Source organism: Paenibacillus sp. FW104-T2, from assembly GCF_058789975.1.
This window is the reverse complement of record NZ_JBYTCE010000021.1, coordinates 117,182-132,020: the sequence shown is the minus strand read 5'-3', so window position 1 is coordinate 132,020 and position 14,839 is coordinate 117,182. Positions and strand designations below refer to the sequence as shown.

The following is a 14,839-nucleotide window of genomic DNA, read 5'->3' as shown; positions in this document are numbered from 1 at the left end:
CCCTAGAAAACATTTTATTTAATTGATGTTATGAATACTAACACGTAAAATTACATTTCACAATACTTTTTTTAAAATATGCGATAAAAAAACCAATTACACTTGCACTTTTTTCATATTCTTCTCAAAATAACGAAATACGTACTATAGAAAATGCACTAATGTTCGTATATTTCTAAAAAAATAACTTGATTTTTGATAAAACCCCTGTAAAAATGTGAAGTGTCATGACATAGCATTACGATGTATCATTCTCGATTCTGAAGGAGGTTTTATAATGTCACAAAATATAACACTAAAAAGAAATCTCTCCTTGAGCCATGTGGTGACCATGGGGCTGGCCTGGATGTCTCCCATGATTTTTTTCACAAGTTTCGGCGTGCTGCATGAGGGTTCACAAGGTATGCTCCTGGCTGCCTATGTCCTTGCTTTTGTAGCCATTTTATTTACAGCTGGCAGCTACGGGCAGATGGCCAAAGCTTTTCCAGTGTCTGGTTCGGCGTATACCTATGTAAGCCAGGCCATGAATCCGTTTATCGGTTTTCTGGTGGGCTGGGTGATTCTGCTTGATTATTTGTTTTCCTGCATTGTAGCTGTACTCATGTTTGGCATTAATCTACATGCTCAGTTTCCCTCCATCCCTTCTCCTGTCTGGATTGTGCTTCTAACCCTAATTGTGATGACCATCAACATCATCGGCATCAAAACGTCAGCAAACGTCAACAAAATCTTTGTTCTGATGCAGATCATTTTTATAGCAGGGTTCTGTGCATTTCTTGTATACAAAGCAGTGACACAAGGGGTATCCGCAGGATTTAATCCTCTTCATTCCGTAGAAGGGGTTCCTTTCTCCGCCGTAATGGCGGGTGCATCTCTTGTTTGTTTCTCTTTCCTTGGTTTTGACTCCATTACAACGATGGCGGAAGAAACGCGAAAACCCGAAAAAACGATACCTCGGGCCATCCTGATTATCGTTAGCGTCGCCGGGATCATGTATTTTGCAACAGCATATTTAATTCAACAAATGTATCCCTCGTTCACTTTTACACATATGGACGCTGCAGGATTCGAATTAATGCAGGTTATAGGCGGAGGAACGCTTGCATCCATCTTCACCTTTGTCGTTATTTTCTCCGTGCTCGCACAGGGCATGTCCTCCATGACAACCGTTTCAAGGCTGCTGTTTGTCATGGGTAGATCCTCCTTGCTTCCTCGGAAATTCAGTTCTGTTCACCCCAAATTCCGTACACCTGTGTTCAACATTGTGCTGGTCAGCATCATCTCCCTGGCTGCCTTATTCATTAGTCTGGAGACAGCCATCATGTTTGTCAGTTTCGGTGCGCTAACGGCCTTCCTGTTCGTTAATCTTTCCGTCATCTGTCACTACATCATTCGCGAGAAAAAACGCAGTGTGCAGGACTGGATTGTGAGAATGGTCTTTCCCTTGTTAGGCGCCTTGTTCATTCTATATCTTATCACTCAACTTGAAGCTTCCTCTTTGCTTCTTGGTACGGGCTGGATCGCTCTTGGCCTCGTTCTGTATGTGAATCAACGAATGAGATCCTCTTCAGTGCCCAAGGTGTTGCCAGAGATTGAAGAGGCCATGTGAGTGAAATCAATCATTCATTTATCAGTAAGCTTTCTCTCCCTGCGTGTACCATAAAAAAGAACCTGAATGCAGCATTCAGGTTCTTTTTTTTCTGTACTCATCTTTTGATTTCACAATGCAGGAACTGCGAAGTTTTGCTATGCTATACGAGAGTTTTACTCATCATAAAATCGGTCTGCTCTTCATCCCCCATATAAAAGGAATGGGCTCCTGTCTGGATAAATCCCATCTTGTGATAAAAAGCAATGGCCTTCCTGTTTTTCTCCCATACCCCTAGCCATACTTTGGTTTTGTTCTTGTCCATCGCTATTTCGATTGCTTTATTCAATAAATGCTTACCCAGCCCATGGTTTTGGAACTGGCTTCTAATATAGATCCTCTCAACCTCAAGGAACTCTTCCCCCATTTTCTCGGATTGTGCATCATCGACATTGACCTTTAAATAGCCAGCTAGTTCTTTGTTGAAATATACAAAATAAATGTCTGAAGATGGATTAGCCAACTCCCTTTCCAGTTGTTCCGAGTGGAATGCTTTTGCCAAATATGCCTCCATATTCTCAGGCGTATTCTGATCTTTAAATGTATCATGAAACGTGTCTATACTGATTTTTTGGAGTGTCTGCAGATCTTCACGACTGCACTTTATAATTTTTATTGTCATGTAAAGATATCGCCCCTTTATGAAATAAACAGTTTTTTCGTAGTCCTATTTCCACTTTGAACCCTCACTTTTTTGTTGCAAATGCAATAAAAAGTGGTTATATTAAATCTACTCCAAACATGTTGTATTTGCAACAAAAAAACATAAAAATGAGGTGGATTAAGTTGAAATATGTATTTTTTTGCGTTGGAATCTTGATATTGACTCTTGGGATCTCACTCACAATCCATTCCGATCTCGGGACATCCCCGTTTGACGCTCTTTTGGTAGGTTTATCTGTTCAGGTGGGGCTCTCTGTAGGCAGCTGGGAGATTATCATAGCGTTACTTCTGTTATGTTGTAATTCGCTCATACGGAGAAGCAGACCGGAAGTTTTAGGATTGTTGACCGCATTAGTTACGGGAATTGGCATCGATATTTGGCTTTTTCTATTGCATAGCTGGACTGTACCTGAGTTATGGCTAACTAAATGGGCATACATGGTCATCGGCCTGATCCTCATTGGAATAGGAACTGCCACATACTTATTGACCCATTTTGCACCGATTCCTTTGGACCGATTAACATTAATTGTACAGGAACTTATGCGAACGAATCTCTTTGTAGCCAGAACGTGCATTTATCTTATTTTTCTTGGATTAGCGTTGATCCTAAAAGGACCCATCGGGATGGGAACGATCCTAACCGTTTGTTTAGGCGGATTCATATTGAATATCTTCATGCCTTTGACCAAAAGAATTTTGGAACGTTTCATCCATCAGTCCAGCTCATGGTCAAATTCATGAAATACTCCCGTGCGAACAGTAAACATAACAAACGGTCACGATTTCTATTATAATCATACTTATTCCACAAGCTAGATCGCATATATTCTTAGACCCATAAGGAGATATTTATGGACATACCCAAAGGTACATATGGCTTTCGATTCGCTGAAGATCCGGAACTGCAACTATGTATATTATATGCGGCAGGCTCTGATAGCATCAGCAATCCTTCCTATCATTGGGATGGATTGACACGAAGCGATGGGCCTCTCCTTCTTTTCCAGTACACGCTTTCTGGTCAGGGAGTATACGAATCAAGAGAACAGCAGCACTGTGTCTCTGCCGGACAGGCTTTTCTTGCCGAGATCCCTGGACCCCATCGCTATTACTATCACCCTGAATCCAGAGAACCGTGGGAATTTCTGTTTTTGCTCTTCCGGCCGAATCTAATTCTGCCTCACTGGCGTAAATTTTTGCGCGAAGCAGGGGAAGTCCCCTATCTCCCAGCAGACTGTGCACCAGTTAAGTTGTTGCGAATGATTGTAAATGATGCAGCAGCAGGCCGAATCTCCGATCCCTTGATCGCATCTTCCTCGGTATATCAATTCATGACTGAGCTGGCCAGATTACAGGTTACGACTCTGCGGAACAAGCATACATGGCCGGATAACGTCAAGCGTGCAGCTGAATTTATAGAGCAGCATTATTCACAAATGATTAGTATTGATCAGTTAGCCGAGCATGTCTCTTTGTCCAAATATCATCTGATTCGGCGTTTCTCGGCCAGCACGGGACTTACTCCCGTAGCTTATTTAACTCGCATTCGCATTGATAAAGCCATGGAACTGCTTCGGGGAACCGAACATAGCATTGACATGATTGCCGAGCGTACCGGGTATTCCAGCGGAAGTTATTTTATTAAAGCATTTCGTACCATGACCGGACTTACACCAGGGGAGTTCCGCAGCGGAGGCGAGAGCCTTGCTTATCGTAAACTGTTCTTTGATTAACAGCAATATAGTACAATTCAGCTTCCAAGATTACTATAGATATTGCTAATCTCCTTGATTAATATGAACTTAACCAGAGCAATAATTAATCAGTCAAAGGAGATTACACATGAGTCACAAGCATGCAGCACCCACACCACCGCTTGGTTGGAACAGTTGGGATTGTTACGGTGCGGCCGTAACGGAAGAAGAAATTCGCGGGAACGCGGAATACATGGCTGAACATCTCAAACCCTTCGGCTGGAACTACATTACCGTCGACATCCAATGGTATGAACCTTATGCAAATTCCTCTCAATACCGGGCTTTTGTTCCTTTGGTGATGGACGAATATTCCCGGCTTATGCCTGCTGAGAACCGCTTTCCCTCTGCTGAAGGCGGTCAAGGATTCAAGCCATTAGCCGATTACGTACATAGTCTTGGATTAAAATTCGGCATTCACATTATGCGCGGGATTCCAAGGCAGGCTGCACATGCAGCTACCCCTATTCTGAATACCACCGTTACAGCACGTGATATTGCACATACCAATTCGATCTGTCCATGGAATACGGACATGTATGGTGTTGACGCATCGAAGGAAGGTGCGCAGGCCTATTACGACTCTCTTTTTGAACTCTACGCCGAGTGGGGCGTGGACTTGGTCAAGGTAGACGACATCGCTGCATCCAGGCTGTATGATACCCATCAGCCTGAGATCGAGCTAATCTCCAAAGCTATCGAACGCTGCGGCCGGCCTATGGTACTGAGTCTCTCTCCTGGTCCAGCTCCTGTGGAATACTCCGCGTTCTTCGCTGAACATGCCAATATGTGGCGGGTCACGGATGACTTCTGGGATCAATGGCCGCTGCTGCTGGATATGTTTGATCGCTGCCGAACCTGGCAAGGTATCCCTAAGGCGGGATGCTGGCCGGACTGCGACATGCTCCCGCTCGGCCATATCGGCATCCGGTCCGTTGACGGAGGTGGCGCGGATCGCTGGACTCGTTTCACACGGGATGAGCAGCTGACCATGATGTCGCTCTGGAGCATCTTCCGCTCTCCGCTCATTTTCGGCGGTGAGCTTCGCGACTGTGACGAATGGACCCTATCCCTGTTAACCAACAAGGAAGTGCTGCGCATGAATCAGGATAGCCATGGAGCCAAGGAAACGCTGCGCCAAGGTAATCTCATTGTCTGGACAGCAGAAGCCGCTGATCAATCCCGTTATGCTGCATTATTCAATGTAGGTGATTCAGAGCTCCCGGTAAGTCTGTCTGTTGATGACATCGGTCTTACGGGCTTCACCTCGGGCACCGAGCTGTGGAATGAAACGCCAGCCGAACTTACTGAAGACGTTCTACAGATGAATATTCCTTCGCACGGCGTACGACTCTATCGATTCTATTGATCATGGGTTACCTGGTTTAGAGCATCTCCATACCTAAATGAGCCAGTCACGTGAATTATTTTGGCGACTGGCTCATTTCTTTTTTTATCCGTTTTTATTATCATACCGTTAGTTCTTCAGTTGTTACAAGAATTCTTATGATTTCATCCCTTGGTTGCTCCGGCAGAGATCCCCTTCACAAAGTATCTTTGCAGAGCAACAAAAACGATCAGCACGGGTACCACCGACAAGGCAGTTCCAGCAAATATCATATCCCATCTGGAGGAGAACTCACCGATATAGCGGTAAATTTCAACAACCATGGTTTTGGGCTCACCTGAAGGAAGAACGAGCATTGGCATGAGAAAATCGTTCCAGATCCCCAAACCGTTTAAAATAATCATACTAGCTGTCACCGGTCCGAGCAGCGGGAATACAATTCTCCAGAAAATGCTGTAACGACTGCATCCGTCAATTTCCGCAGCTTCTTCAATTTCCTTTGGAATCCCCTTAACAAAGCTGGTATACAACAGGCAACCAAATCCAATAGCCCCTGCGATATAAACCAATATTGGCCCAGCGAGGCTTCCATAGAGGCCCAGCATTTTCAATTCTTTAAATAAAGGAATCATGTATGCCTGAAATGGAATCATCATCCCTGCCAGGAAGTAGAGAAATACAAAATTTGTCCATCTGGCATTTCTCCTTTCAATGGCATAACCAGCCATAGGAATGATCAATATCTGCATCACAATGGAGACTACGGTCAGGATCAGACTATTCAGGATCGCTCTCGGGAACTCCGTCTCGGTCAACAGATACTTGAAATTCTCAAGGTACAACGAAGTTGGTAATGAGAGTGCATTTCGCATGATTTCACCATTGCTTTTGAAGGCAGACATTAAATTAAAGAAGATGGGAAAAAAGAACAGGATAGCGAATATCAGAATAACGACGAAGAGAATGACATCCGTTGTTTTTTTGCGTGTCTGCATAGTCATGTTAATACTGCACCTCCCGCTTGCGGAGGATTTTCACTTGAATCACGGTGATAACAAGAATAATCACAAATAACACCATGGCAAGAGCTGTCCCGAAGCCCTGTCTTAACTCCCCGAAACCGACTTTGTAGATGATATATGTCAGTGTTTCTGTTGCGAAACCAGGCCCTCCATCGGTCATTACTGCAATTTGATCGAATATTTTCAGCGCACTAATCATTGAAAGAACCATACATACGGTAACAGACCCGGCAAGCAGTGGGAAGGTAATGAATCGAAATTGCTGCCAGCCATTTGCACCGTCTATATTGGCCGCTTCGGACAGTTCTGTAGGAATGCTCTGAAGTCCCGCCAAATAAATGATCATGTAGTAACCAGCCCCCTTCCAAACGGTAGACAGGATCACGGACAGCATAGCGTACTTGGGATCACCCAACCAATCCATTGTCCAGCTCCCAAGGCCAATATGGTTCAGAATTTGATTCACCACACCAAAGTTGTAATTCAGGATCATCGCCCAAACGAAGCCCATTACGATTCCGCTCAGTAAGGTAGGAAAGTAAAATATGCTCCGAAACAAATTTTTGAACCAACGGACTTTGTCCACCATGAGGGCCATGGCGATCGCAGCGATATTTTCCAGCACAACCAGGCTCACCGTCATGATAAGCGTATTTTTGAGGGCATTATGAACCCTCGGGCTGCTCCATATCTCAATAAAATTAGCAAAGCCGATATAGCGGATATCTTCACTTATGCCATCCCAGGACGTAAAGCTTAGATATGCACTTCCCAGAGTAGGCACAATAACAAATAGCGTGTACAGAATTAACGACGGAAGTATAAAAACAACAGCAAAAGGATGATGCTTTTTCTTCCGTCTTCGAGCGGATACAGCTGCCAAAGTTGCTTTATCCGTTGATGCAGGTATTCCCATTTCATATACTCCTTCCTTATTCAAGGAGGAACCACTCCGTAGCGGTCCCCCGCGAATTAGTTTACATCGAATTTGCCTTGACCTGGTTATCGTATTCCGTATCAACCTGTTCCATATACGTTTTCACATCACCATCATTCAGGACCATTTCCTGCAGCTTTTTATAGAACCAGTTTCGGAATTGTGGCGGTATTAAGTTCTCTCCCCACCAATTGTTAATCGCCAAGGACTTTGTTACATTCGGATCTGACATCAGATCAAGGGCCGTCTGCATCGCTTCTCCGGTTTCATAGGTCACTTCTGCTTGCGTAGAGGGGATACCGTTAACACTTGCAAGATACTGAGAATACTGCTCCGGCTCGAAGAAGAAACGAATGAACTTCTTGATTGCTTCCGTCTTCTTCGGATCCTTGGCTGCCTCAGCAGAAAGTGTCCAACCGGCAGGTGATGGAAGTCCGATCACATTCACATGACCCTCCCGGTCCGGAACTGCATAGAAACCGTATTCAAAGCTTGGATCTGCTTCTTCGATCTGTGAGAACATCCAGGTACCCGAGTATAGTTGTGCCGCCTTTCCTGTGATTAGAAAAGAAGCTGTTTGGTTATCAGGAGTACTTAACCAACCTTTGTCTACATAATTTTGGAACAACACTTTATAATCCGTCATCGCCTGCACGACGTTTTCATCTGCGAAGCTGACAGACTGCCCTGTCTTTTTGGAATTCCAATCCGGATCTTTTGCATATACCTCATCAATGAGAAACTTGTTCACCCAGAACCCCATATGAAAAATATCCTTCCCTCCAACAACGATCGGGGTTATACCAGAGGCCTTCAGTTTTTCTTGGATAGCAATGAATTCATCATACGTTTTGGGAAGCTCACTAATCCCTGCATCGGCATATGCCTTTTTGCTGTATATGATTCCTTGGGGCACATTATTGGCTATGGGAGCATTCCAAATCTTTCCGTCAACCTCAGGTGGGGAATCAAACAGCTCAATCAGGTCAGAAGGAAGTTCCACGATTTTACCTGCATCGGCAAAGACCTCTGTATCCCTCATCTCAACAAGGTCAGGGAACTCTCCAACCGCATCCTTAGTTTTTAACCAGTCCAGGTAGGAATTGCTTGTGTTCTCGCTCATATCCTTAAGTTCAATACTCGGATTAGCCTCCGTGAATCTTTTGATGGAATCAGCGATCGCTTTTTTGGCAGCAGGATCCCCTGAAGCATAACCAATGGTGAAACTTACTTTGTCCTTGCTGCTTGTTGACCCGTTTTCATCGGAATTCGGACTACTGCTTGTGCTGCAAGCACCTAAGGTCATAGTCACTGCAAGCAGCAAAGCCGATAACTTGAATTTTGATTTCAGCATAACGTACATAACTCCCTTCCATATCAACAAAGTTCAAACAGCTTTTCCTTATAGGTAAGCGTTTTCGTATTTAGAATAGCACTGCCTGGTTTTGGTTTGTATGAACTTTTTAAAGCCTCATGTGCAGTAAATTTAAGAATAAAAAAAGAGCGGACACGTTCATTCGCTCTTCAAGGGACCTATTCAGGAACAGGACAGCTGAGCTGCACGGACGTCCCGATATTTTCCTGACTACTCACAGAGAGACCATAATTTTCTCCATACATCGATCGAATTCTTTCATGTACATTTTTCAGTCCCACTGATTTGTTATGCGGATTGGCCGTATACAGACCTTCATTAATGCTTTTCAGCTTCTCTTCGCATATGCCTATACCATTATCATAAATAACAATGACCAGATTACGCTCTTGCTTCTCTATCGTTATCCCTACCGTCCCCTTTTTCCTTTGACGAAGTCCATGCTGAATGGCATTTTCGACGATAGGCTGTAAACATAATTTCAAGACCGGCCATTCCATCTGCACGTCAGGAGCAATGTCACAATGCAGTACATATCTGTTTTCATAACGAATGGAGATGATGTAGAAATAATCATGCAGATGTTCAACTTCTCTCCATAGACTTACACGATCTTCTCCGTAGTCAATGACATATTTCAGTTGATTGGACAAAGAGTGAATCATGTCAGCGACTTCTTCCGCATCTTTGTCTACTGCATTCATGCGAATCACTTCAAGCGTATTATACAGATAGTGCGGTCTGATTTGACTTTTTAGTGCATTAAGTTCAGTTTGCTTTTGTTTGATCTGAGCGATATAAGCTTCATCAATGTGGACTTGCAACCGCTCAACCATTCGATTGAATCCATGGGTCAGTCTGCCTATTTCATCGTTGCTCGTTACAGGGAGTCTGGCACTCAGCTTCCCGGACTCCACTACGGTCATCTGCTGGATTAGCTTGCGAATAGGTGCTGCGAGCCGCCGTGAAAACCAAGCTCCCATGACAATTAATACAACGGTGCAAATGAGGATGGCCAGATATACGGTAGCCCTGGCGGAGAAAAGCTGTTCAAACAACCCTGCTCGGTGAATAACTGCAACTAATTGACCTTCAATAAAAGGGATGTCTTCCCGGAGTACTAACATTTCAGCATCCTTGCTTTTGGAGATGAATTCATCCAGTGTTCTATCCTTTTGGTTGCTGAAGTACATCTCATCCTGATCATTGAGCAGAACTAATTCATCCTGAGTACCGAGAGAGAGCTCATTCAGGAATTGCTGGAACATGGTGGTATCGACGTCCAGGAAGAGCGTTCCAACCACTTTAGGTTCACGTGTAAGACGTCCGGAGGTATCAATCAGATTGCGTGCAAGTGTAAATACTTCGCGTTTGGAACCAATAAAGTAATCATCCTTATGCGTCGGAAAAAGCGCAGCCTTGGAAGGCTGGCTTCTCATCGTTTCTTTCCATTCATGAACCGGAAGTGCATCCTCTGTCAGGCCTCTATTCTCTCTTTCTTGAGAGTAGATTTTGCCGTCTGACGATCTCATAAAATAAGCAGCTGATATATAATTGTCGCTAAACAATAATGTCTTCAGAAACGAGTCGATGGGAATTGAATTGATCTGCTCCAGCTCATTGACATTGAACGTCTGATTTTGATTTATGTTTTCGGCCAAACCCTCGTAGCGTACGTTATACATGAGCTTGGAAATATCATTATATTGTTGAAAAGCTGAATTCAGATTGTAACTCATATACATAATCATTTGTTGTTGATTACTCGTGGTGTACCGTTCCACGTAGCTTGAGAAGATTTGCACAGAGAAATAACTTAGCGCAAAGAGTGGGATTAGCCCCACCAAAATAAAAGAAGCTGAAAATTTGACAAAAATGCTTTTGGTCAAGAAACGCATGAAGGAAACACCTTCTTTATTCGTTATGTTTCGAACTGACGGAAAGACTGCCTATAGTCTTGCGGTACCTTTCCATATTTTTTCTTGAACATATCACTAAAGTGCCTTACGTTGTTGTAGCCCACACGATCGGCAATCTCATAAACCATGAGTTCCGTCTCCATAAGCAGCTTTAGCGCGTGGCTCATACGTACTTCTGTGACGTAGTTTTTGAAATTTTGACCGGTGTGCTTTTTGAAGAAACTGCTGAAGTAGTAGGAGTTCATATAGACTAGGGCAGCCATGGATTCCAGTGTGATGTTACTGTCATAGTTTTCTTCAATATACGATTTGACTTTCGTAAGCAACGCACGTTCTTTTCCTGACACCTTACTCGCAAGTTTCTGCTGCATTTCCGTTAACACCGCTTCGACTTCTTGAGCAACATCTGCATAAGAGACACAGTCAGTCCATTTCTCAAGCAAGCCTCGTTGGTAATCCTCTAACTCTCCACCGAATTTCTCCAATTCCTGAATCAACGTCAAAACTGCATTATATACTCCTGTAAGCACGAGGTTTTTGTTGTTTCCCGCTTGTATCCTGATTTGTTCAAGGAGTTCCTTAATCAGCGGTTCGATCTTTTCTCGTTCCATACACGTTAATGCATTTACTAAATGGGATTGAAGAACGGTTATGGACCTGTACTCTTTATTCGTGTCCGTGAGTGCTTCCCCATAACGAATAACCTGATTAGTTCCCGTAAAGAACTTACTATGAAGCGCTTTCAATGCTTCGCGGTAAGTTTCTTCTGCTTTCTCCATGCCTGCCATGCTCGTACCAACTCCGCACGAGACACTTAGCTTTAAATATTGCTGTAACCTATGACGAAGGTCTTGTGCTAATTGAAGAGGGTAATCCTTCTCCTCATGCTGAACCAGGATGGTAAACAATCCTTCCTTTTGAACTAGTAAGCCTGTTCCCTTCAACGGTTCTTGGTCCAATGTCTCTCGAATAATGTTGGACACTGCAAAGTTGACCAAGTGACGCTCGCGTTCTTCCCACCGGGAGGTGGCAGCATAATCGTCCATTTCCAAAACACAAACGGTAGTAAATCGGCTAACTACGATCACACCCAGCTGTATCAAATCAGCTATGGTATTTGTATCACCGTCCAGTAATCCGTCAAGAAGCTGCTCAATGGTATTGGCTCGATTTTTTTCTTCATAATAAGATAACATCTTTTTGTTCCGTTCACCGTCCGAGGTTTCTCGGATCATAGATACGGCTTTGCCAACTACCCTCTCCAGCTGAATTTTATTTATTGGCTTTACCAGATAATCCAGTGCCCCTAACTGAATCGCTTGACGGGCATATCCAAACTCTTGAAAAGCACTAATAAATATAACCTTGCCGCGGTACCCTTGTTCATTCAACTCCGTAATCACATCTATCCCACTTCCACCTGGCATACTGATATCGCTAATAATAAGTTGGGGGTTATGTCTGGCTATCAGATCTCGTAGTTCGGTCCCATCATTAGCTTCAGCCACAATCCGGATCCCAAGCTGTTCCCAGGATATCAGCTTTTTTAACCCACGCAATATGATGGGTTCATCATCTGCGAGTAATAGCTTTATGTATTCCATACAATCACCTTCCTTAACTACGCCGAATATGAACAACTCAACTCTTCATAGAGAACATAGGGTCCAACCTAAATTTCGATCTATACCAAAATGAACATAAGCACACAGTAGAAGATATGATCTTATTGCATCTCATTGTACGTTTTTTTTAGATTTTGTGCTGCACAATTTTCATTCGTAGATTATACAACGATATTGTTTCAGTAATCCTGAAACAACCCACGACTTTTTGGGTTGTGGGTTGTTTCTCTTCTTTATCGTTATCAATCTACCAAATATATAAATCTGTGCCTTTTAGTTTGAATATTGCTTCAATAAAAAAATAATCTCCGTAGATAATAGACTGATGGTGGCTTTTGGCGTGATACGCTGCTGAACCGTTTTGCAGAATACAATCGCAGCTGGGAGTCCAATCGGTTCTTAACTGTTCTAGTGTTTGGAGCAGCTTCAACGCAGCATTCAGATATAACTGTTTCTCGTGAGTTCCAACAATCTTGGCGATCTCAATCAAGCCACAGGCAGCGATGGCCGCTGCTGTTGAATCCTCCAGTACAGGTTCTGCAGGCTGCCTAAAATCAATAGGAATGATTCCGTGTTCAGGAATGTTCGCGATAAAATAGTGGGCTACTCGTTTAGCCGTATCCAGATACTCCTCTTTTTGCGTCCAGTTATAGCTCATCATAAAACCATACAATGCCCAGCTCTGTCCCCGAGTCCAAGAGGAAGCCTCCGCGTATCCCTGTCCTCCGTAGGTTTTGATGACCCCACCCACCGCCGGATCAAATTCAACAATATGGTTAACTGAACCGTCTGGTCTTACAAAAGTATTCATGGAGGTATCGGCATGTTTCATCGCAATGTGCTGAAAACGCGGATCACCTGTTTCCTTGGAGGCCCAATATAAAAGTGGTATGTTAAGCATACAATCAATGATCGCCCATCCCCTTGTGTCTTCACCCTCAATATCATTCCAGGCTCGGATGAATTCTCCTGCCGGATTGTACCGGCCAGCAAGCAGGTTGGCTGCATGCAGGGCCCTATTGCGGGATTCCGGATTGCTTGTAAGTTTATAATTCGCGACACTCGTCGGCAGCCACATAAATCCTACATCATGATGCAGCCCATCGAATTTCTGGAAGCAGCTATCCAATTTCACTTCAGAGATTTCAGCAATTTGTTTGTATTTGGGTTCTCCAGTTGCATTAAACAACTGCCACATCATGCCTCCCCAGAATCCATTCGTCCACCAGCATATTCCGTCGTCAGCTGAATGGGTTGAATTATGGACTGATCTGTCATCATGTTCTCCATCAATGGTCGTATATGGGATTTTGTTTTTGGATTTAACACTGACCCAATCCATTTTTGCCGTGATTTTGTCTACAACGTGATTTACCCATTCCGTTTTTTCGTCTAATGTAAACATACATCAGTCCTTCTTTCTTCTCGAGAAGTTGTCTTTGCCAATCTGCTACACATATCGAATTTAGAATACCACTCGTCTTGAAATGTCTGTATGCAGTTTTTTAAGCTTCCTATGCTATAAATTTAAGAACTACGTAAAGGCAGAGCAAAGTCACCTTTATCCGAAACCACTAATCATATAGATGCATATTTTAGCTCAAGCAGATCAAAATCGTGCTTCAAAATGAAAAAGAGCAGCTGCCCGCTGCAGCTACTCTTCATTGATCTCTATTATGTAACGCTTCAAGGATAAGTAACTTCTTATGAAAAAGATTTGCAGCCGCACTGCAATCTAGTCCCATTACTCCGATTTTTGATCCAAGACCTCAACTATTCTTTCAAGCTTCATATAGATCGCACGCAAGTAAACAACAATAAAGAGCAAACCCAAAATTAAGATTATAGCGAGCATAAATTACCTCCTCCATTAAATCCTATTAACAAAGTCATGGATAATCCACTTTACACTCTGATTATACATAAAAAGGTAATCCTGTGCAGTTAGCTACTGTTAGCTCGCCTGCAGTGGTTAAATAAAAAACCGATAAACCCTATCCTCAGGGTCTACCGGTAATGCAAATTTCGAGATAATCAGATCACTTACAATGTTTTCAAATACCAAGTATCACATGCATAATGTTCAGATCCATTCAAGGGCCTGTCTAATGCAATAAATCCATTTTTCGCATAAAACTTGTTGGCTGCAGTCATATTGCTCAGCGTTTCCAGGTAACATTGTTCATAATGATCTTTCGCATAATCAAGGACAACGTGCAGTAATTCTCTTGAAATACCTGTACCTCTCGTTTCTTTGAATGCATACATTTTTTGCAACTCACAAATCTGAGGATAACCGTCAATCGGACCTATACCACAGCCCGCTACGACCGTAGAATCTTGCTCAACTACCCAATATTTAGACCGCGCATTTTGGTACAGATGATAGAAATCTCCCAAATGTGGATCTGTCCAGGCTGTCCCTGGTTTGTTCGCGCCAAATTCGATCAAACACGTTCTGATCAGATTTTCCACCTGTTGATTATCTCTTTCTTCAATCTCTCTGATAAACATAAAAGTAACCTCCGTAAGTATGTTCCTTTTC

The 14,839-nt window shown here is 43.3% G+C and carries 12 protein-coding genes; 4 read left to right on the top strand and 8 right to left on the bottom strand.

The features are described 5' to 3' along the window. Positions 1–277 precede the first annotated feature (277 nt). On the top strand, positions 278–1,609 hold the full coding sequence (locus AC3WQ3_RS23185) for an APC family permease (protein ID WP_336780081.1): 1,332 nt from the start codon (positions 278–280) through the stop codon (positions 1,607–1,609). A 142-nt stretch (positions 1,610–1,751) separates the two neighbouring features. On the opposite strand, the gene paiA is transcribed toward AC3WQ3_RS23185, so the two are convergent. Next, complete coding sequence (paiA, locus tag AC3WQ3_RS23180; protein ID WP_492473716.1) at positions 1,752–2,270, bottom strand: spermidine/spermine N(1)-acetyltransferase; 519 nt, start codon at positions 2,268–2,270, stop codon at positions 1,752–1,754. Positions 2,271–2,434: 164 nt separating this feature from the next. Here paiA and AC3WQ3_RS23175 point away from each other — a divergent pair, with 164 nt between their 5' ends. The 3 genes from AC3WQ3_RS23175 to AC3WQ3_RS23165 all read left to right on the top strand — a co-directional run bounded on the left by AC3WQ3_RS23175 (position 2,435) and on the right by AC3WQ3_RS23165 (position 5,437). Continuing rightward, positions 2,435–3,055 carry a YczE/YyaS/YitT family protein gene (locus AC3WQ3_RS23175; RefSeq protein WP_336780079.1) on the top strand — a complete coding sequence of 207 codons (621 nt, stop codon included), beginning with the start codon at positions 2,435–2,437 and terminating at the stop codon, positions 3,053–3,055. Between the two features lie 110 nt (positions 3,056–3,165). Beyond that, complete coding sequence (locus tag AC3WQ3_RS23170) at positions 3,166–4,047, top strand: helix-turn-helix domain-containing protein (protein WP_492473715.1); 882 nt, start codon at positions 3,166–3,168, stop codon at positions 4,045–4,047. A gap of 109 nt (positions 4,048–4,156) precedes the next feature. After that, entirely contained in the window at positions 4,157–5,437 is a 1,281-nt protein-coding gene (locus AC3WQ3_RS23165; protein WP_492473714.1) for a glycoside hydrolase family 27 protein, read from the top strand. A 143-nt stretch (positions 5,438–5,580) separates the two neighbouring features. Here the strand turns inward: AC3WQ3_RS23165 and AC3WQ3_RS23160 are convergent, their stop codons facing one another. The 7 genes from AC3WQ3_RS23160 to AC3WQ3_RS23130 all read right to left on the bottom strand — a co-directional run bounded on the left by AC3WQ3_RS23160 (position 5,581) and on the right by AC3WQ3_RS23130 (position 14,808). Next, positions 5,581–6,417 carry a carbohydrate ABC transporter permease gene (locus AC3WQ3_RS23160; RefSeq protein WP_492473713.1) on the bottom strand — a complete coding sequence of 279 codons (837 nt, stop codon included), beginning with the start codon at positions 6,415–6,417 and terminating at the stop codon, positions 5,581–5,583. Position 6,418: 1 nt separating this feature from the next. Next, positions 6,419–7,354: a carbohydrate ABC transporter permease gene (locus AC3WQ3_RS23155; RefSeq protein ID WP_492473712.1), complete on the bottom strand. Its 936-nt coding sequence runs from the start codon at positions 7,352–7,354 to the stop codon at positions 6,419–6,421. 61 nt (positions 7,355–7,415) lie between these two features. Continuing rightward, positions 7,416–8,729 carry an ABC transporter substrate-binding protein gene (locus tag AC3WQ3_RS23150; protein ID WP_492473711.1) on the bottom strand — a complete coding sequence of 438 codons (1,314 nt, stop codon included), beginning with the start codon at positions 8,727–8,729 and terminating at the stop codon, positions 7,416–7,418. A gap of 179 nt (positions 8,730–8,908) precedes the next feature. After that, the gene (locus tag AC3WQ3_RS23145; protein ID WP_492473710.1) at positions 8,909–10,555 is read right to left on the bottom strand and encodes a cache domain-containing sensor histidine kinase; all 1,647 of its coding nucleotides are present in this window, start codon (positions 10,553–10,555) and stop codon (positions 8,909–8,911) included. A 116-nt stretch (positions 10,556–10,671) separates the two neighbouring features. Further along, positions 10,672–12,273, bottom strand: coding sequence for a response regulator transcription factor (locus AC3WQ3_RS23140; RefSeq protein ID WP_492473709.1), 1,602 nt, complete (start codon positions 12,271–12,273; stop codon positions 10,672–10,674). Positions 12,274–12,541: 268 nt separating this feature from the next. Next, positions 12,542–13,699, bottom strand: a complete 1,158-nt coding sequence (locus AC3WQ3_RS23135) for a glycoside hydrolase family 88 protein (RefSeq protein WP_492473708.1) — start codon at positions 13,697–13,699, stop codon at positions 12,542–12,544. Between the two features lie 638 nt (positions 13,700–14,337). Next, complete coding sequence (locus AC3WQ3_RS23130; protein ID WP_492473707.1) at positions 14,338–14,808, bottom strand: GNAT family N-acetyltransferase; 471 nt, start codon at positions 14,806–14,808, stop codon at positions 14,338–14,340. Positions 14,809–14,839 lie beyond the last annotated feature (31 nt).